Annotated in this window: 18 protein-coding genes; 16 read left to right on the forward strand and 2 right to left on the reverse strand. The window is 67.4% G+C overall.

The genetic code is table 11. The annotated features are described in order from the left end of the window. Positions 1-67 precede the first annotated feature (67 nt). From pyrR to OXI49_07340, 3 genes are read left to right on the forward strand one after another with little or no spacing between them, the layout of a single operon-like run. Complete coding sequence (gene pyrR, locus OXI49_07330) at positions 68-616, forward strand: bifunctional pyr operon transcriptional regulator/uracil phosphoribosyltransferase PyrR (protein MDE2690313.1); 549 nt, start codon at positions 68-70, stop codon at positions 614-616. Then, positions 613-1566 carry an aspartate carbamoyltransferase catalytic subunit gene (locus OXI49_07335; GenBank protein ID MDE2690314.1) on the forward strand — a complete coding sequence of 318 codons (954 nt, stop codon included), beginning with the start codon at positions 613-615 and terminating at the stop codon, positions 1564-1566. Before pyrR ends, OXI49_07335 begins: the two co-directional genes overlap by 4 nt. Next, positions 1563-2852, forward strand: a complete 1290-nt coding sequence (locus OXI49_07340) for a dihydroorotase (GenBank protein ID MDE2690315.1) — start codon at positions 1563-1565, stop codon at positions 2850-2852. Before OXI49_07335 ends, OXI49_07340 begins: the two co-directional genes overlap by 4 nt. 14 nt (positions 2853-2866) lie before the next feature. On the opposite strand, the gene OXI49_07345 is transcribed toward OXI49_07340, so the two are convergent. Then, on the reverse strand, positions 2867-4012 hold the full coding sequence (locus tag OXI49_07345) for a glucose 1-dehydrogenase (GenBank protein ID MDE2690316.1): 1146 nt from the start codon (positions 4010-4012) through the stop codon (positions 2867-2869). A 66-nt stretch (positions 4013-4078) separates the two neighbouring features. On the opposite strand from OXI49_07345, the gene tcuA reads away from it, so the two are divergent. From tcuA to OXI49_07360, 3 genes are read left to right on the forward strand one after another with little or no spacing between them, the layout of a single operon-like run. Then, positions 4079-5572, forward strand: coding sequence for an FAD-dependent tricarballylate dehydrogenase TcuA (gene tcuA / locus OXI49_07350; GenBank protein ID MDE2690317.1), 1494 nt, complete (start codon positions 4079-4081; stop codon positions 5570-5572). Further along, positions 5565-6608, forward strand: coding sequence for a M23 family metallopeptidase (locus tag OXI49_07355; GenBank protein ID MDE2690318.1), 1044 nt, complete (start codon positions 5565-5567; stop codon positions 6606-6608). Before tcuA ends, OXI49_07355 begins: the two co-directional genes overlap by 8 nt. A 20-nt stretch (positions 6609-6628) precedes the next feature. Next, on the forward strand, positions 6629-7312 hold the full coding sequence (locus tag OXI49_07360; protein ID MDE2690319.1) for an HAD family phosphatase: 684 nt from the start codon (positions 6629-6631) through the stop codon (positions 7310-7312). A 72-nt stretch (positions 7313-7384) separates the two neighbouring features. On the opposite strand, the gene OXI49_07365 is transcribed toward OXI49_07360, so the two are convergent. After that, positions 7385-8179, reverse strand: a complete 795-nt coding sequence (locus tag OXI49_07365) for a carboxypeptidase regulatory-like domain-containing protein (protein ID MDE2690320.1) — start codon at positions 8177-8179, stop codon at positions 7385-7387. Between the two features lie 135 nt (positions 8180-8314). Here OXI49_07365 and nrfD point away from each other — a divergent pair, with 135 nt between their 5' ends. The 10 genes from nrfD (at position 8315) to OXI49_07415 (ending at position 18122) form a co-directional block, all read left to right on the forward strand. Further along, on the forward strand, positions 8315-9775 hold the full coding sequence (gene nrfD / locus OXI49_07370; protein ID MDE2690321.1) for a polysulfide reductase NrfD: 1461 nt from the start codon (positions 8315-8317) through the stop codon (positions 9773-9775). Position 9776: 1 nt separating this feature from the next. Continuing rightward, positions 9777-10385, forward strand: a complete 609-nt coding sequence (locus tag OXI49_07375; protein ID MDE2690322.1) for a DUF3341 domain-containing protein — start codon at positions 9777-9779, stop codon at positions 10383-10385. Next, positions 10385-11620 (forward strand): quinol:cytochrome C oxidoreductase, encoded by a 1236-nt coding sequence (locus OXI49_07380; protein MDE2690323.1) that lies wholly within the window; start codon positions 10385-10387, stop codon positions 11618-11620. Before OXI49_07375 ends, OXI49_07380 begins: the two co-directional genes overlap by 1 nt. A gap of 133 nt (positions 11621-11753) precedes the next feature. Beyond that, positions 11754-12470 (forward strand): carboxypeptidase regulatory-like domain-containing protein, encoded by a 717-nt coding sequence (locus tag OXI49_07385; protein ID MDE2690324.1) that lies wholly within the window; start codon positions 11754-11756, stop codon positions 12468-12470. A 40-nt stretch (positions 12471-12510) separates the two neighbouring features. Next, entirely contained in the window at positions 12511-14268 is a 1758-nt protein-coding gene (locus OXI49_07390) for a cbb3-type cytochrome c oxidase subunit I (protein ID MDE2690325.1), read from the forward strand. 21 nt (positions 14269-14289) lie between these two features. Continuing rightward, on the forward strand, positions 14290-14889 hold the full coding sequence (locus OXI49_07395) for a cytochrome c oxidase subunit 3 (GenBank protein MDE2690326.1): 600 nt from the start codon (positions 14290-14292) through the stop codon (positions 14887-14889). A 52-nt stretch (positions 14890-14941) separates the two neighbouring features. Then, positions 14942-15271, forward strand: coding sequence for a cytochrome C oxidase subunit IV family protein (locus OXI49_07400; GenBank protein ID MDE2690327.1), 330 nt, complete (start codon positions 14942-14944; stop codon positions 15269-15271). Between the two features lie 19 nt (positions 15272-15290). After that, complete coding sequence (locus OXI49_07405; GenBank protein MDE2690328.1) at positions 15291-15764, forward strand: hypothetical protein; 474 nt, start codon at positions 15291-15293, stop codon at positions 15762-15764. Then, positions 15761-16564: a hypothetical protein gene (locus tag OXI49_07410; GenBank protein MDE2690329.1), complete on the forward strand. Its 804-nt coding sequence runs from the start codon at positions 15761-15763 to the stop codon at positions 16562-16564. Before OXI49_07405 ends, OXI49_07410 begins: the two co-directional genes overlap by 4 nt. 163 nt (positions 16565-16727) lie before the next feature. Continuing rightward, positions 16728-18122, forward strand: coding sequence for a Gfo/Idh/MocA family oxidoreductase (locus OXI49_07415; GenBank protein ID MDE2690330.1), 1395 nt, complete (start codon positions 16728-16730; stop codon positions 18120-18122). The last annotated feature ends 28 nt before the right edge of the window (positions 18123-18150 follow it).

Genomic DNA, 18150 nt, shown 5'->3' on the forward strand with positions numbered 1-18150 from the left:
TCGTTCCCGGCCACAACATGTGGCGTCTCGGGCGCGCCGCTGATACGCTGCCACGGCGGTGAGCGCGCTGACGGTCAAGAGAACGCTGTTCGATGCGCCGCAGATGGCGCGGATGATGCGCCGGATGGCGCTGGAGGTGGTCGAGCGCGCGGGGGGGACCGACTCGCTGATGCTGGTCGGCGTGCGCACCCGCGGCGTGCCCCTGGCCGACTTCATCGCCGCCGAGATCAAGCGCACGGAAGACGTGGCCGTGCCGGTCGGCGTACTCGACATCACGCTCTACCGGGACGATCTCTCGACGATCGCGCCACAGCCCGTGGTCAAGGAGAGCGTGATGCCGGTTCCGATCGACGACCGGATCGTCGTGCTCTGCGACGACGTTCTCTACAGCGGCCGCACGATCCGGGCGGCGATGGACGCCCTGATCATGGACTACGGCCGGCCGCGGGCGATTCGCCTCGCGGTGCTGATCGACCGCGGCCACCGGGAACTTCCGATCCACGCCGACTGCGTCGGCGAACACGTGCAGACGACGGACACCGAGGTGATCAAGGTCTCCTACGCGGCTACCGACGGCGGCAAGGAGCTGGTCGAGCTCCTGGAACGCGAAGGGTGAGCGTACCGGTCTGGCAGCGAGGCGACCTGCTCGGGGTCGCCGAGTTGTCTACGGCCGAGATCCTCCACGTTCTCGACACTGCGGAGTCGTTCGTCGAGGTGGCGGCGCGGCCGATCAAGAAGGTGCCGACGCTGCGGGGCAAGACGGTCATCAACCTGTTCTTCGAGCCCTCGACCCGGACCAGCTCGAGCTTCGAGATCGCCGAGAAGCGGCTATCGGCCGACAACATCAACTTCTCGACTTCCTCGTCGTCGTTGTCCAAGGGCGAGACGCTGCTCGACACGGCCCGCAATCTGGAGGCGATGGCGCCGGATCTCGTCGTCATCCGGCATGCCCACCCGCGGGTGCCGCACGCACTGGCGGAGCGTCTCGCTTCGGGCGTGATCAACGCCGGCGACGGTTCCCACGAGCATCCCACCCAGGCGCTGCTCGACGCCTTCACGATTCGCCGCCGGAAGGGTCGGGTGGAGGGCCTGAAGATCGCCATTGTCGGCGATGTGGCGCACAGCCGGGTCGTCCGCTCGAACGTCCTTTGCCTGACCCGGCTGGGTGCCGACGTCACCGTTGCCGGGCCCCGCACGATGATGCCGGAAGAGCCCGAGTCGCTTGGTGCCCGGGTGGTCTATTCGCTGGAGGAGGCGATCGAGGACGCCGACGTGGTGATGATGCTCCGTGTGCAACTCGAGCGTCAGGCGCGGGTCGCGTTTCCCTCAGAACGGGAGTACTTCGAGTTCTTCGGGCTCACCGCGGAGCGCCTGCGCCGGGCGAGCGACGACGCGATCATCATGCACCCGGGGCCGATCAACCGCGGCATCGAGATCGCCAGCGAGGTCGCCGACGGACCCTGGTCGGTGATCCTCGAGCAGGTGGCGAACGGCGTCGCGGTGCGGATGGCCGTGCTCTACCTGCTGGCCGGCACGAAGAGCGGCGAGGGCGGACCGACGCCGTGAGCGGATCGCTGATCGTTCGCGGAGGCCGGGTCGTCGACCCGACCCAGGAACTCGACGGTCCGGCCGACGTCCTGATCGGGGGTGGCAAGGTGACGGCCTGCGGCCCCGGTCTTCCGGCGCCGGAGAACGCGCGCGAGGTCGACGCCGCGGGTCTGGTCGTCACGCCCGGCCTGATCGACATGCACGTCCACCTGCGGGAGCCGGGCCAGGAGTACAAGGAGACGATCGAGACCGGGACGCGGGCCGCCGCGGCCGGAGGGTTCGTGGCCGTCGCCTGCATGCCGAACACCGATCCCGTGAACGACGACCCGTCCGTTACCGAGTTCATGCTCAAGCAGGCGGAGCGGGCGGGCTGGGCCCGGGTCTACCCGATCGCAGCGGTGAGCAGGGGGCTCCTGGGCCGCGAGTTGACGGAGTTCGGCGCTCAGCGACGGGCCGGGGCGGTCGCGATTTCGGACGACGGCCGTCCCGTCTGGAGTGCTGCCCTGATGCGCCAGGCGCTGCGCTACGCCCGGCACTTCGACCTGCCGCTGATCCAGCACGCCGAGGAACTCGAGCTCTCGGGCGACGGCGTCATGCACGAGGGGCGGTTCTCGACCCGGCTCGGCGTCGAGGGGATCCCGGGCGCCGCGGACGACGTCATGGTCTCCCGCGACCTGCTCCTGACGGCGGACACCGGGGGCCGCTACCACCTGGCGCACATGTCGACCGCGCGCAGCCTGGACCTGATCCGGGCAGCCAGGGCGGATGGCCGGCGGGTCACCTGCGAGGTCTCGGCCCATCACTTGCTGCTGACGGACGAGGACGTCTTCGACTCCGGCCTCGACCCGGACTTCAAGATGCACCCGCCGCTCAGGAGCGCCGCCGACCGGGACGCCCTCGCCCTGGGCCTCGCCGACGGTTCGATCGACGCGATCGCGAGCGATCACGCCCCCCATCATCCGGACGAGAAGGAGCTCGACTTCGTCGCCGCGCCGAACGGCATCGTCGGGCTCGAGACGACGCTCAGCCTCTGCCTGGACCGGCTGGTGGCGAAGGGTGTGATCGACCTGGCGCGCCTCGTCGACCTGCTGTCGACGGCGCCGGCGCGGATCCTCGGCGTAGCCGGCGGCAGCCTCGCACCGGGCTCGCCCGGCGACGTGACCCTGATCGACCTCGAGCGCGAGGTCGAGGTCGACCCGGCGATGTTCCGGAGCAGGTCTCGCAACACGCCGTTCGCCGGCTGGAAGCTGCGCGGCGCGGCGGCCGGCACGGTGGTCGGCGGTCGCGTGATCGAGTTGCCGTAGGCGCGGAGTTTCGGCTAGCCGATGCTCCGGCCTCCATCGACGTCGAGGCAGACGCCGGTGAGAAAGGCGGCGTCGTCGGAGGCGAGGTACGCGACGGCGGAGGCGACATCGGCCGGTTCGGCGAGCCGGCCCAATGGAATCGTCTTCTGAAGGACCTCCCGTCCTGCGTCGTCCAGCTTCCGCCCCCCGGAGGGGCCCTTCATGAAATCGGTGTCGGCGGCGACGGGGTTGACGGCGTTCACGCGGATGCCATGAGGCGCGAGTTCGGTCGCCAGCCCCCGAGTCAGGGTGATCACCGCTCCCTTCGTGGCGTTGTAGGCGGTGATCAGTGGCCGGGGGCGGAGAGCGCCGATCGAGGCGGTATTCACGATGACGCCGCCGTCGAGGCAGACGCCGGTGAGAAAGGCGGCGTCGTCGGAGGCGAGGTACGCGACGGCGGAGGCGACATCGGCCGGTTCGGCGAGCCGGCCCAATGGAATCGTCTTCTGAAGGACCTCCCGTCCTGCGTCGTCCAGCTTCCGCCCCCCGGAGGGGCCCTTCATGAAATCGGTGTCGGCGGCGACGGGGTTGACGGCGTTCACGCGGATGCCATGAGGCGCGAGTTCGGTCGCCAGCCCCCGAGTCAGGGTGATCACCGCTCCCTTCGTGGCGTTGTAGGCGGTGATCAGTGGCCGGGGGCGGAGAGCGCCGATCGAGGCGGTATTCACGATGACGCCGCCTCCGCGTTCGAGCAGCCGCGGCACGCCGTGCACCACGCCCAGGTAGACGCTCTTCGTGTTCACCGCGAAGACCCGGTCGTAGTCGATTTCGGCGAGTTTCCAGAGCGGCTTCGCCCGGTGGCAGTAGCCCGCGTTGTTGACGAGGATGTCGATGCCGCCGAACGCGCCGCAGGCCCGTTCCATCAGCCGCCGCAGGTCGTCGCCTTGCGAGACGTCGACCGTCTCGAAGAGAACCTGGGCGCCGCGTCCGGCGAGCTGGGCTGTCGTCCGTTTCCCCTTGCGTGAGTCGATGTCCGCGAGCGCGACGGCCGCGCCCTCTTCGGCGAACCTGCGCGCGACGGCACGGCCGAAGCCGCCGGCGGCGCCGGTCACGACCGCGACCTTGCCGGCGAAGCGGGTACCGCCGCGCGCGATGTCGTTCTTGCTGTCCGAGTCGTTCATGGTGAGTATCCCCTCAGGTTTCGGGCGGCTACGCTACCCGGGTTCGGCGCCGAGAGAGGCGGGTTGATGGAAGAACGAGCAGCACTCAAGCGGCGTGTCGTCGTGGTCGGCGCCGGGAACGCGGCGCTTTGCGCCGCCCTCGCTGCCCGGGATGAAGGCGCGTCGGTGACCGTGCTGGAGCGCGCGCCGCGGGCCGAACGCGGAGGAAACAGCCGCTTCACGATGGCGGCGATGCGCTTTGCCTACGGCGGCCTCGACGATCTGCGCGAGGTAGCCGGCGGTCTGACCGAGGAGGACGTCGAGTCCAGCGATTTCGGAACGTACCCGGCGCGGCGCTTCATCGAGGATCTCGAACGGACCGGCGGCGGTCAGGCGAACCCGGAACTGGTCGAGACTCTGGTGGGGGAGAGCCGACGGACGCTGCGGTGGATGCGCGGCCGGGGGGTCGAGTTCGTTCCCCTATACGCGGGTCAGGCGTTCGAGATCGACGGCAAGCGGCGTTTCTGGGGCGGTCTGACGCTGCAGGCACGGGGAGGCGGCCCGGGGCTGGTGGCGGCCCTCGAGCGGGCGGCGGAGAAGGCGGGAATCGAGACGCGTTACGGATGCCGGGCGGTCAGCCTGCGGCTGGAGGAGGGCGCCGCGTGCGGCGTCGAGGTCTCGGAGGCATCCGGTCTGAGGATCCTGGAAGCCGACGGCGTGGTCCTCGCCAGCGGCGGCTTCGAGGCGAACGGCGACTGGCGGCGCCGCCACCTCGGCGAAGGCTGGGAGGAGGCCAAGGTCCGGGGCAGCCGCTTCAACACGGGGGATGGCATCCGCATGGCCCTCGAAGCGGGCGCCGGACGGGCCGGGCAGTGGTCCGGCTGCCATGCCGTGGCCTGGGATCTGAACGCGCCCGAGGTCGGCAACCTCGAGGTTCGCCACCGCTACCAGAAACACAGCTATCCGCTCGGCATCGTCGTCAACGCGAGGGGAGAGCGGTTTCTCGACGAGGGGGCGGACTTCCGGAACTACACCTACGCCAGGTACGGCCGCGAGGTGCTGGAGCAGCCGGGCCGCTTCGCCTGGCAGGTGTTCGACGCGCAGGTGGCTCACCTGCTGCGGGACGAGTACCGGAAGCCGCACGCGACCCGTGTCGAGGCAGACTCGCTGCCGGAACTCGCCGCGAGACTTGACGGCGTGGATGCCTCGGCGTTCCTGCGGACGGTCGGCGAGTTCAACGCCGCGGTGCGTCGGGAAGTGCGTTTCGACCCCAGCGTCCGCGATGGCCGCGCGACCCGCGGTCTCGCCCTGAACAAGTCGAACTGGGCCAACGCGCTCGAGGCGCCGCCGTTCGAGGCCTTCGCCGTGACCTGCGGCATCACCTTCACCTTCGGGGGCCTGTCGGTCGATCGGCGCGCCAGGGTGCTCGACCGCGATGGACGGCCGATCCCGGGTCTGTTCGCGGCAGGCGAACTCGTCGGCGGCCTGTTCTACGACAACTACCCGGGCGGTTCCGGACTGACCGCGGGCGCCGTGTTCGGCCGTCTGGCAGGCAGCGGGGCGGGTCGTTTCGATGCCTGAGTCCTCAGTCGACGGCAGCGTCCGCCTCGGGGCCCTTCAGATCCACGGCCCGCAAGGGCGCGTGCGCTACCTCGAGGTCACCACCGCGAGGCTCCAGCTTGCGCTGGCGGCCTTGATCCTCGTTTCTTCTCTCGTCGTCAACGCCGCCCTGATCGCGCCGATCGTGGTCCGTTCGCAGTTCTCGAAGGCCGAGCAGGTCGAGGTGTTCGAGGAACACCGGCGACTGGCGGCTCGCTTCGAGGCGCTGGCCGAACGCTATTCGGAGGTTCGCCAGTTGGCGTCGGAGCTGGACAGTCGACTATGCAAGATCGTCCTGGCCTACGGCGTCGGGGCGCCTGCGAACGAAGGGTGCGGCGAGGCCGTCGAGGTCCTGGAGGAACCCGCGCTGACCCTGCGGCAGGGCCAGGTGGTGCTGATCGAGTCAGGTGTCGAGGAGGACGTGGAACGGGTGACCGGACGCATCGAGGGCCGCTTGCAGGCGGCGATAGAGGTTGAGCAGGCCGACCCCGAACTCGTCGAGCTGACGCCGTCCGCGGTTCCGCTGCGGGGCGACGACTTCGTTCTCGTCGCTCCGTTCGGCCAGACGAGGAACCGGGTCACGGGCGCCGAGGAGTTCCACTACGGCATCGATCTCGCGGCTTCCGCCGGCGCTCCGGTCCTGGCCACGGCGGCCGGTCGGGTGACCTATGCGGGGCGGGGCGCAGCTTTGGGTCGTACCTGGATTCGCTACGGGCGCATCGTCGGAATCCGGCATGGCGACCGCTTCATCACCCTGTTCGGACACCTGGATACGACGGAAGTCCGGGCAGGCGAGGCGGTCAGCCGGGGACAGCGCATCGGCACGGTCGGGGCGACGGGATGGAGCGTGGAGCCGAACCTCCACTACCGCGTGCTACGCCGCCGCGGCGACGGGGGCTACGACGCCGTCGATCCCCGCATCCACATCCTGGACTATCGCTGGCACCAGGAGCAGTTCATCGCCTCGAACGTCGCGCCGGCGGGGCCAGTGCCGCTGCCGGCCACATTGCGGAGATAGAGAACGGGAGAAACGGGTTCATGGACTATCGGGCAGTCATCTTCGACCTGGGGGGAGTCGTCTTCGGTTCGCCGTTGCACGCCATCCGGCGCTACGAACAGGCGAACGGGATCGAGGAGAACTTCGTCAACCACCTGGTCGTCGCGGCCGGGCCGGGAGGATCCTGGCAGCGGCTGGAGCGCGGCGAGCTGGTCATGGGGCCGGGGTTCTTCGCCGCCTTGGACGACGATGTAAGGGCGGCCGATCCGTCGGTGGCCGAGCGCTTCTCGGCCGAGGAGATGATGGCGGCGATAGCCGAGGAGTCGAAGCCCAGGCCGCAGATGGTCGACGCCCTGCGGCGTCTGCGCGCCCGCGGCTACACGGTGGCGGCGCTGACGAACAACTGGGTCAGCGAGGAGGAACGGGAACCCGCGAGCGCCGAGGAGGCGGCGATGCGGGCCGAGGTACGCGAACTCTTCGATGACTACGTCGAATCGAGCGTCGTCGGCCTGCGCAAGCCGGATCCGGAGATCTACCGCCTGGCCTGTGGCCGGCTCGGGATCGAACCGCGCGAGGCGGTGTTCCTGGACGACATCGGGTCGAACCTGAAGAGCGCCCGGGCGCTCGGCATGACCACGATCAAGGTCGACGATCCGGACGACGCCCTCGCCGAGCTATGGCGGACGCTGGCCAGGAGGCAGCGCGACAGAAACGACACGAAGTGAGTTCTGTCGTGAAGCCTCCTGGCGAGGTGGGGGCTGGGGCCAAACAGCGAGCCCGCGAGCGGTTTGGCGGCTCTACTCCGGAAGGGTGAACGCGAGATCGACCATGGCGGTCAGGCCGTCGAGGAGGGTGACTCCGGAGCGTTGGCTGCCGAGGCGTTCGTGCCAGGCTTCGATGGTGTAGGTGCCCGCCGGGAGTCCGGGAATCTCGAAGGTGCCGTCCGGTCCGGTGACGGCGAAGTAGGGGTGGTTGAAGACGGCGAGGTAGCTCGACATCCACGGGTGGACGTCGCACTTGATCCGGAATGCGGGTTCCTCGTCCGTGAACGAGAAGGTGGCCTGCCTGATGGCGGCCGGCATGGCCCGGTTGAAGGGGCGGTTGACCTCGGACAGCGAGTGGACGTTGTGGAGCAGCTCGTCGGAGTTCAGCACCTTGAGTTCCTGGCCCACCATGATGCCGGCGACGCGGGGCGTGTAGCGGCAACCCTGCTGATCGATGACGGGCGGCTCCGCCGGCGGGTAGGGCCCTTCCGGAAGGTTGTCGGCGACGTAGACGAGGACGTTGGCCAGGCCGGCCTGTTCGTCGACCGCGAGGATCTCCGGGTAGACGGGCCCGGAGTACTTGGCGGCGCAGGCCGGGTCCGCGTCCATGTTGAGCGGCCGCAGTTCCGGCACGTCGCCGTCGAAGCGGACGGCGCCCGCGATCGTGCTCGTGCCCAGGGGTTCGGCGGGCGGCGCTTCAGCCGCCGGCGGGCCGCCGCCGCCGGTTCCGTCGGACGCGGCGTCGCCGCAGCCGGGGAGTGCGAGGAAGGGCAGGATGAGAACCGCCGCGAGAGCCGGGCGAAGCGATGGAGTCAGTGGACAGGTCATGCGTCCATTCTACGGGTCCTTCGCGACGGTTCGGCGCGTTTCCTTGACCCGGATAGGGGCCGGTGTTAGCTTCCGCGCGATTCGTGGCCCGGCTGAGCCCCTGAGGGCAACCGCCGCCCTACTTCTTCGCCCTCGATGGCACAGAGTCAGGACAATACGCACGAGCCCGTCGCCGGACGTGCGCCGCTGATCGTCGGCGGCTACGACTTCCGTTCCCTGACGGAAGCGGTCGCGGTGCCGGTCGAGCGCAAGACGCCGATCGGCTGGTGGTTCTTCTTCCTGCCGTCGCTGGCGATGCTGGGCCTGTTCGGGGTTTCGATCGGCTGGCTGTTCTGGGAGGGCACCGGCATCTGGGGTCTGAACAACCCGGTCAACTGGGGCTTCGCGATCGTCAACTTCGTCTTCTGGGTCGGCATCGGCCACGCCGGCACGCTGATCTCCGCCATCCTGTTCCTGTTCCGGCAGAAGTGGCGGACGTCGATCAACCGCGCCGCCGAGGCGATGACGATCTTCGCGGTCATGTGCGCCCTGGTGTTTCCCGGCATCCACGTCGGCCGTGTGTGGGTCGCCTACTGGATGTTCCCGCTGCCGAACCAGATGGACATGTGGCCGAACTTCCGCAGTCCGCTGATCTGGGACGTGTTCGCGGTGTCGATCTACGGCACGGTGTCCCTGATGTTCTGGTACGTCGGCCTGATCCCGGACCTGGCGACGATCCGCGACCGCGCCAAGACCAGGATCCGCAAGATCGCCTACGGCATTTTCGCTCTCGGCTGGCGCGGTTCGCACCGCAACTGGCTCCACTACGAGCGGGCCTACCTGATGCTCGCCGGCCTGGCGACTCCGCTGGTCCTCTCGGTCCACTCCGTCGTGTCGATGGACTTTGCCACCGCCCAGTTGCCCGGCTGGCACACGACGATCTTCCCGCCCTACTTCGTCGCCGGCGCCATCTTCTCCGGCTTCGCGATGGTCATGACCCTGATGCTGATCTGCCGGGTCCTGTTCAGGATGGAGGACATCATCACGATGCGCCACCTCGAGAACATGGCCAAGATCATGCTGCTTACGGGCTGCATGGTCGGCTACGCCTACGGCATCGAGATGTTCATCGCCTGGTACAGCGGCAACCCCTACGAGCAGTTCGCCTTCGCCAACCGGGCGCTGGGCCCGTACGCCTGGGCCTACTGGATCATGGTGAGCTGCAACGTGATCACGCCGCAGCTGTTCTGGTTCAAGAAGATGCGCAACCACATCGGCTGGCTGTTCATCTCGTCCATCCTGATCAACATCGGCATGTGGTTCGAGCGCTTCGTGATCGTCACTTCGTCGCTCCACCGCGACTTCCTGCCCGCGAACTGGGACTACTACCAGGCCACGTTCTGGGACTTCGCGTCGCTGATCGGCAGCTTCGGCCTGTTCTTCACGATGTTCTGCCTGTTCGCCCGCTTCCTGCCGATGGTGGCCACGGCGGAGGTCAAGACCGTGCTGCCGGAGGCGGATCCGCACCAGGGCGAGGAACTCGTGCGCGTGGTGCCCGCCGGGTCGGGGGTGGAGCCTTCGCCGCAGGCGGCGCCGGCCGGCGGGGGAGGCGCCTGACATGGGCCTGATGACCCTGGACGTGCCGGAAGCGGCGGCGGGCTACAGCCACTACGGCGTCCTGGCCCGCTTCGAGACCGCCAAGGCGCTCTACCGTGCCTGTGAGGCGGTTCGCGACGCCGGGTACTCGAAGTGGGACGCGCTGACGCCGTTCCCGGTCCATGGACTCGAGAAGGCGATGGGACTGAAGCCGTCCAGGCTGCCGTTCCTCGTGCTGGCCACGGGGCTTTCCGGCGCCGGCCTGGGCTTCGCCCTGCAGAGCTGGGTCCACATCAAGGCCTACCCGCTGATCATCAGCGGCAAGCCGCTGTTCACGTGGCCCGCGTTCGTGCCGGTGACCTTCGAGCTGGGCGTGCTCGGCGCGGCGCTGGGAGCGGTACTCGGCATGTTCGCCTTCAACAAGCTGCCGACGTACCACCATCCGCTGTTCCGGTCGGAGAACTTCGCCCGCGTCACGGACGACGGGCTGTTCATCGCCATCGAGGCCTGGGATCCCAAGTACGACGACCAGGACACCGCGGAGTTCCTGAGCGGGCTCGGGGCGGTCGAGGTCGAGCACGTGCCGATCGACGATCCGGCGGAAGACGGTGACGGGGGAGGCGCCGCCTGATGGCTCACGGGCCTCGCATCGTTCGCCTGGACCAGTTGGTCATCCGGCCGGGAAGCGGCTGGGCTCGCCTGCCCCTGATAGCGGGCGGGGTCGGCCTCGTCTTCACCGCCGTGTCGATCGTGCTGGCGACGGGCTCCAAGGAGAGCACGAAGCAGTTCTTCCACTCCTGGCTCGTGGCCGTCGTCTTCTTCCTCTGCATCGGCCTCGGCTGTCTGTTCTTCGTGCTGATTCACCACGCGACGAAGGCCGGCTGGGGCGTCGTGGTGCGCCGCCTGGCCGAGAACCTGGCCTGTACGGTGCCCGTGCTGGCGGTCCTCTTCGTTCCGGTCGTGGCCCTGGGCATGTACGACCTGTTCCACTGGACCCACGCCGACGCGGTGGCCCATGACCGCTTGCTGCAGGTCAAGGAGCCCTGGCTCAACGAGACCGGCTTCTGGATTCGTACGGTGATCTACTTCGCGGTCTGGAGCGGGTTGGCCTTCTACTTCCGCAACATGTCGCGGCGGCAGGACGAGAGCGCCGACGAGGCGCTCTCCCGCCGAATGGCGCGATTCAGCCCCGTCGCCGTCGCCCTCTTCGCCGTGACGTTGACCTTCGCCGGTTTCGACTGGCTGATGTCGCTCGAGCCGCACTGGTACTCGACGATGTTCGGCGTCTACTTCTTCGCCGGCACGGTTGTCTCGGCGTTCGCGGCGCTGACCGTCTTCACGCTGGCGTTCGAACGGTCCGGCCACTTCCGGGGCGTGGTCACCGGCGAGCACTTCCACGATCTCGGCAAGCTGCTGTTCGCCTTTACCGTGTTCTGGGCCTACATCGCCTTCAGCCAGTTCTTCCTCATCTGGTACGCGAACATCCCGGAGGAAACGAACTGGTTCCTCAGCCGGCTGCACGGCACGGACCTCAATCCGGCGAGCTGGCGGTCCGCGACCATGCTGCTGGCCATCGGCCACTTCGCCGTCCCGTTCTTCTTCCTCATGCCCCGGACGATCAAGCGCAATCGCACCCTGCTGCTGATCGGCGCGGTCTGGATGCTGGCCATGCACCTCTGGGACCTGTTCTGGCTGGTCATGCCGAACCTGCACCGGGAGATGACCTTCAGCCTTCTCGACGTGACCTCCCTTCTCGGCGTTGGCGGCCTGTTCCTGGCAACCGCGGGCTGGCTCCTGGGCCGCGGCTCGCTGGTGCCGTCCGGGGATCCGCGGCTCGTCGAGTCCCTGGCCTTCGAGAACATCTGAGGCCGAGAACATCCGAAGCACTCGGGGGTCGCACGTCCGTCAGCCGTTCGTCTTGTTCCACCCGCCGGTCCTTGCTACGCTGCGCAGCGTTCCAGGACCTCTTGCAACACTCCCCCTGTCAAGGAGCATCGACATGATTCCGAAGCAGACGATCCGCGTCTGTGCCGTTCTTCTCGCCTTCGCCCTGGCTTCCTCCTCGGTTGCCCTCGGCGGCACGATTGTCGGCAAGGTCACGTACGAAGGACGGACACCGCCGCAACGTCCGATGAGGATGGACGCGGACCCGAAGTGCGCCGAGAAGCACAGCGGCACGGTTCTCGACCAGACCTTCATGATCGGGGATGGCGGCGCCTTCGCCAACGTCTTCCTGGTGATCACCGAGGGCCTCGAAGGGAAGTCCTTCGATGCGCCGTCGCAGCCGGTCGTCATGGACCAGAACGGCTGCATCTACACGCCGCGCATCATGGGCATCCAGGTCGGCCAGCAGTTCAAGGTGAAGAACTCGGACGGCCTGCTGCACAACGTCCACTCGCTGTCCAAGGACAACCCTCCGTTCAACCGGGCGATGCCGGCCAGCGTGACCGAGGCCGACTACAGCTTCGACAAGACAGAGCGCTTCAGGATCAAGTGCGACGTCCATCCCTGGATGACTTCCTGGGTGACGGTCGTCGATCATCCGTTCTACGCGGTGTCGGGCGCCGACGGCTCCTTCCGCATAGAGAACGTGCCTGCCGGCACCTACACGATCGAGGCCCGGCATGAGTTCGAGAGGTTCAAGGTCTACTCCGAGACCGTCGAGGTCGGCGACAGCGGCACCGTGACGGCGAACTTCGTGTTCAAGCCGGAGTAGACGAGGAACCTCAGCAAGTAGCTAGAAAGGAGCGGCGTCCATGGCGGAGCCCGTTCACGCTTCATCTGCACACGACGAGCATCATCACGAGCAGAGCTTCTGGCGGAAGTACATCTTCTCGACCGATCACAAGGTGATCGGCGTCCAGTACTCGGTCACGGGTCTGGCGTTTCTCTTCTTCGGGTTCGTCCTGATGATGGTGATGCGCTGGAATCTCGCCTACCCCGGCGAGCCGATCCCCTTGATCGGTTCGCTCCTCGGCGAGAACCGGGCGCCCGGCGGCATCATGCTGCCGGACTTCTACAACGAGCTCGGCGCCATGCACGGCACGATCATGGTGTTCCTCGGCGTCGTGCCGCTCGCCGTCGGCGGCTTCGGGAACTTCGTCATGCCGTTGCAGCTCGGCGCCCCGGACATGGCCTTCCCGCGGATCAACATGATCAGCTACTGGTGCCTGTTCATGGGCGGCGTGACGATGTTCGCCAGCTTCTTCCTGCCGAACGGCGCCGCGGGTAACGGCTGGACCTCCTACTCGCCGCTGGCCGACATCGCGCTGAACGGCCAGACCGCCTGGCTGATCGGGATGATCTTCCTGATCACGTCGTCTCTGCTGGGCGCGGTCAACTTCATCACCACGGCGATCCAGCTCCGTGCGCCGGGGATGACCTGGATGCGCCTGCCGTTCTTCTGCTGGGCGCAGATCGTGACCGCCTTCCTCCTGCTGCTGGCCTTCCCTCCGCTCGAGGCCGCGGGTGTGCTGCAGTTGATGGACCGGGTCGCGAACACGAGCTTCTTCATCCCGGAGGGTCTGGTGGTCGGCGGCGAAGTGGTCGACCGGAGCGGAGGCGGCAGTCCGCTGCTCTGGCAGCACCTGTTCTGGTTCCTGGCCCACCCCGAGGTCTACGTCCTCATCCTGCCGGCGATGGGGATCGTCGCCGAGGTGATCGCGAACAACAGCCGGAAGCCGCTCTGGGGCTACCGCTCGATGGTCTACTCGCTGATCTTCCTCGGTTTCATGAGCTTCATCGTCTGGGCGCACCACATGTTCATCACGGGCATGGGCTCGGTGATGTCCACCTTCTTCCAGACGACGACGATGATCATCTCGATCCCGTCGGTCATCATCCTGAGCGCGCTGTTCATCTCGCTGTGGGGCGGTTCCATCCGCTACAACACGCCGATGCTGTTCGCGCTCGGCTTCCTGCCGATGTTCGGCATTGGAGGGCTGACCGGGCTGCCGCTCGGTCTCTCGGCGGCCGACATCCCGCTCCACGACACCTACTACGTGATTGGCCATTTCCACTACGTCGTGGCGCCCGGAACCCTGTTCGCGCTGTTCGCAGGCGTCTACTACTGGTTCCCCAAGGTGACGGGGCGCAAGATGAACGAGTTCCTGGGCCAACTCCACTTCTGGCCGTCGCTCGTCTTCATGAACGGGGTCTTCTTCCCGATGATGATCCAGGGCCTGAACGGCGTTTCGCGGCGGCTTGCGGACGGCGGCATCACCTACGACTTCGCCGGCGAGGTCGCGGGTCTCAACCGCATGATGTCGGTCTCGGCCTGGTGCCTGGCGCTGGCCCAGATTCCGTTCATCATCAACTTCTTCATGAGCATCCGTAGCGGCGAGAAGGCCGGCCGCAACCCCTGGAACTCGACCACGGTCGAGTGGCTGGCGCCGTCGCCGGCGCCGCACGGGAACTTCGATCAGGAGATCGTGGTCACGCGTGGACCGTACGAGTACAGCGTCCCCGGTAGCGACAAGGACTACGTCCCACAGGCCGAACCGGCCTCCACCTGACCGTTCGAGGACCCCAAAGAGATGGAAATCCCCTACACGGTAGAGGCCCACCCCGAAACCGGCCTCAACAACGGCAAGATCGGCATCTGGCTGTTTCTGACCTCGGAGGTCATGCTGTTCGGGGCGCTGTTCGCCACGTTCATCATGCTGCGCATCGGGTCGGACGGCAACTGGGCCGCGATGCAGGCGGAAGCGGAACTCAACATTCCGCTGGCGACGCTCAATACCGCCGTGCTGATCGCCTCCAGTCTGACGATGGTCATGGCCTGGGCGTCGCTGATGCGCGGGCAGTTGGGGCGGTTCAAGGTGTTCGGCTGGTTGACCGTCGGCTGCGGCGGCATCTTCCTGGTGATCAAGTACTTCGAGTACACGGCGAAGTTCGAGCACCACCACTACCCCGAGTCGAACACCTTCCTCGCCATCTACTTCGCCATGACCGGGCTCCACGCCCTGCACGTGATCGGTGGCATGGCCTGGAACGCCTACTTCACCGGGCCGGGATCGAAGCTGTTCCACACGAACCGGCAGTGGCTGACCGACCGGGTCGAACACTCGGGTCTGTTCTGGCACTTCGTCGACCTGGTCTGGATCTTCCTCTTCCCCGTCTTCTACCTGCTGTAGCGGACGCCAGCAGCCCTGAGTATCTGGTCAACCCTGGAGCTAGTCGCATCCCATGAGTGAACACGTCGATATCGACAAGCAGGTCCGCATCTACTTTCTGGTGTTCGGCGCGCTGATGGTGGGCACTGCCGCCACGGTCGGCGCGTACTACCTGGAGGTCTCGGTGCCGGTGGCCCTGACCATCGGTCTGTTCATCGCCAGCGTCAAGGCGTCCCTGGTCGCCTGCTTCTTCATGCACCTGATCGACGAGAAGAAGGTCATCTACTGGACGCTGGCGCTGACCGTGGCGTTCTTCATCGCCCTGATGGCGCTGCCGCTCCTGACGTCCGTCGCCGATCAGGTCGGAGAGTTCGCGGAAGTCGAGGCGCACGAAGCTCACTGACAGCTTCGCTGATCGAGCCATGAATCTGAAGGTCATCCACATCGTCTTCGTCGGCAGCGCCGTTCTCCTGGCGCTGTTCTTCGGCGGCTGGTGTCTGGCGCAGGGGAGCGCGTACGCGGTCGGCGCCGTCCTGTCCTTCGCGGTCGCGGCGGCGCTCGTCTGGTACGGCATCTGGTTCTGGCGCAAGATCACGACCCCCGAGGAAGAGTGGGCCCGCCGCCGGAAGCTGTTCCGCACGATTCCTGTTGCCGTGGCGGCCTGGCTCTTCGCCTCCGAACCGGCGGCCTGGGCCTGCTCGGTCTGCTACGGGGCTGCCGAAGGGACGATGATCGACGCGGCGCGAGCCGGCGTCTGGTTCCTGCTGGCGGCTGTCTTCGTGATGCAGGGGGCCTTCGTCCTCTTCTTTCTCTATCTCCGGCGCCGCGCCCGGCGTCTGCGAACCGACCCGGTGCCGCCCTGGTGGAGCACCGTTGAGGAGCCTGTCAAGTCATGATGGATGCCATGTTCCCGGTGGCGGCGTCGGAGCACGCCGGCCGGATCGACACCATGATCGACGCGGTGCACTACCTGATGCTCGCGCTCTTCATCGTCTGGGCCGCGTTCTTCGTATACGTGCTGATTCGTTTCCGGGCGCGTCGGAACCCGAAGGCGGACTACGTCGGCGTCAAGAGCAAGATGAGCACCTACGGCGAGGTCGCGGTGGCGATCGCGGAGGGGATTCTCCTGCTCGGCTTCTCGATCCCCATGTGGGCGGAACGGGTGGACGAAGTGCCGCCGGAGTCGGACGCGACGGTGGTACGGGTCGTGGCGCAGCAGTTTGCGTGGAACGTCTGGTACCCGGGGGCTGATGGCGAGTTCGGCACGCAGGACCTGTCACTGATAGACGAAGCGACCAATCCGATCGGTCTCGACCGCGACAGCGAGGCGGGCGCCGACGACATCTGGACCGTGAACCAGTTGCACCTCCCGGTCGACAAGGCGGCGATCATCCACCTGTCGTCCAAGGACGTGATCCACAGCTTCAACCTGCCGAACATGCGGATCAAGCAGGACACCATCCCGGGTATCTCGATTCCGGTCTGGTTCGTTCCCACCAAGACGACGGCCCAGATCCGCGAGGAGACCGGCAATCCGGACTACGTCTACGAGATCGCCTGCGCCCAGCTCTGCGGCAACAGCCACTACTCGATGCGGGGCTTCCTGACCGTGCACACTGAGGAAGAGTTCCAGGCCTGGCTCGACGAGGAAGCGTCCTACCTCACCGGCAGCGACGACGACTTCTTCGACTTCTAGGAGCTTGCACCGAGGGAACGCAGCGAAGCGAGTTCCCTCGGTGCAAGGTGCTAGGGCGGTAGGGGCTGGGGCCAAACACGGGGTCTGCGACGGGTTTGGCGGCGCCAGGAACCGGCCGCAGGGCCGGCTCCGCCTTGTCCGCCCCGGGTGTACGCTCTGAGGCATGACCGCGTGGACACCCCTCTGGGGACGCCGCGAACTACTGAAGGCGGCCTGGGTTGGGCCTGCCGCCGCGGCCGCCGCGGTTAGCGCCCGGGCCGCTGCCGGGCAGGAAGCCGACGAGGCCGAGGCCGCTCGCCAGCCGGACGAAGCGGCGCTCGAGGCATACCGCGCCGGTTTCGCCGCGCCGGCACTCGAGCGCGTGCGGATCGGTTTCGTCGGCGTCGGTCTCCAGGGCGGCAGCCACGTGCGGAACTTCCTTCGCATCGAGGGCGTCGACGTCGTCGCGGTCTGCGACATCGACGAACCGCGGGCCGAGGAGGTCGCCTCGTGGGTCGTCGATGCGGACAACGAGCCGCCGGAGCTCTACACGCGGGGCGATACCGACTTCAAGCGCCTCTGCGAGCGCGACGACATCGACCTCGTCTTCAACGCGACGCCCTGGCGGTGGCACGTGCCGGTCTGCGTCGAGGCGATGGAGACCGAAAAGCACACGGCGGTCGAGGTACCGGCCGCGATCACGCTCGAGGGCTGCTGGCGTCTGGTCGAGACCGCCGAACGCACCGCGCGGCACTGCGTGATGATGGAGAACTGCAACTACGGCCGCAGCGAGATGATGGTCCTGAACATGGTGCGCCAGGGCCTGCTGGGCGACCTTCTCCACGGCGAGGCCGCCTACATCCACGACCTGCGGTCGATCAAGTTCTCGGACGCGAACGAGGGTCTTTGGCGCCTGCAGCACTCGGTCGAGCGCAACGCGAACCTCTATCCGACTCACGGACTCGGGCCGGTGGCCCAGTGCATGGACATCAACCGGGGCGACTGCTTCGACTACCTCGTGTCGCTGTCGAGCCCGGCGAAGGGGCTGGCGCTCTACGCGAAGGAGCGCTTCGGCGCGGACGATCCGCGCGCAAGGGTTCGCTACACCCTGGGCGACATGAACTCGAGCCTGATCCGGACGCGGCGCGGCCGGAGCATCCTGCTTCAGCACGACACGACGACGCCCAGGCCGTACAGCCGGCTCAACCTGGTGCAGGGTACCCGCGGCGTGTTCGCGGGATTCCCGGACCGGATCTTCATCGAGGGGGAAGCGGAGGGTCACGACTGGAGCGATGTCGAGCCCTACCGGGAGCGCTTCGAGCATCCGTTGTGGGCGCAGCGGGCCGACGATGCCGAGGGCGCCGGCCATGGCGGCATGGACTACCTCGAGGACTACCGGCTGATCCGCTGCCTCCTCGAGGGCGCGCCGATGGACATGGACGTCTACGACGCGGCGGCGCTTTCGGCGCCGGTTGAACTGAGCGAACTCTCGGTGGCGCGAGGCAGCGAGCCGGTGGAGTTCCCCGACTTCACACGCGGCGCCTACCGGACGCGGCCTCCGCTGGGGATCGTGGCCTGAGAGTCGCGTATCTTCTGCCCGGCGCCGC

It is taken from the genome of Acidobacteriota bacterium (assembly GCA_028875725.1).
GTDB lineage: Bacteria > Acidobacteriota > Thermoanaerobaculia > Multivoradales > Multivoraceae > Multivorans.

What these genes read in the sequence shown, in the direction of transcription:
- OXI49_07355 (MDE2690318.1), top strand. Translation starts at nt 5,565, where the DNA reads ATGCCTGAGTCCTCAGTCGACGGCAGCGTCCGCCTCGGGGCCCTTCAG.
- OXI49_07360 (MDE2690319.1), top strand. Translation starts at nt 6,629, where the DNA reads ATGGACTATCGGGCAGTCATCTTCGACCTGGGGGGAGTCGTCTTCGGT.
- OXI49_07380 (MDE2690323.1), top strand. Translation starts at nt 10,385, where the DNA reads ATGGCTCACGGGCCTCGCATCGTTCGCCTGGACCAGTTGGTCATCCGG.
- OXI49_07385 (MDE2690324.1), top strand. Translation starts at nt 11,754, where the DNA reads ATGATTCCGAAGCAGACGATCCGCGTCTGTGCCGTTCTTCTCGCCTTC.
- OXI49_07395 (MDE2690326.1), top strand. Translation starts at nt 14,290, where the DNA reads ATGGAAATCCCCTACACGGTAGAGGCCCACCCCGAAACCGGCCTCAAC.
- OXI49_07415 (MDE2690330.1), top strand. Translation starts at nt 16,728, where the DNA reads ATGACCGCGTGGACACCCCTCTGGGGACGCCGCGAACTACTGAAGGCG.
- tcuA (MDE2690317.1), top strand. Translation starts at nt 4,079, where the DNA reads ATGGAAGAACGAGCAGCACTCAAGCGGCGTGTCGTCGTGGTCGGCGCC.
- OXI49_07365 (MDE2690320.1), bottom strand. Translation starts at nt 8,179, where the DNA reads ATGACCTGTCCACTGACTCCATCGCTTCGCCCGGCTCTCGCGGCGGTT.
- nrfD (MDE2690321.1), top strand. Translation starts at nt 8,315, where the DNA reads ATGGCACAGAGTCAGGACAATACGCACGAGCCCGTCGCCGGACGTGCG.
- OXI49_07345 (MDE2690316.1), bottom strand. Translation starts at nt 4,012, where the DNA reads ATGAACGACTCGGACAGCAAGAACGACATCGCGCGCGGCGGTACCCGC.
- OXI49_07375 (MDE2690322.1), top strand. Translation starts at nt 9,777, where the DNA reads ATGGGCCTGATGACCCTGGACGTGCCGGAAGCGGCGGCGGGCTACAGC.
- OXI49_07390 (MDE2690325.1), top strand. Translation starts at nt 12,511, where the DNA reads ATGGCGGAGCCCGTTCACGCTTCATCTGCACACGACGAGCATCATCAC.
- OXI49_07410 (MDE2690329.1), top strand. Translation starts at nt 15,761, where the DNA reads ATGATGGATGCCATGTTCCCGGTGGCGGCGTCGGAGCACGCCGGCCGG.
- OXI49_07405 (MDE2690328.1), top strand. Translation starts at nt 15,291, where the DNA reads ATGAATCTGAAGGTCATCCACATCGTCTTCGTCGGCAGCGCCGTTCTC.
- OXI49_07400 (MDE2690327.1), top strand. Translation starts at nt 14,942, where the DNA reads ATGAGTGAACACGTCGATATCGACAAGCAGGTCCGCATCTACTTTCTG.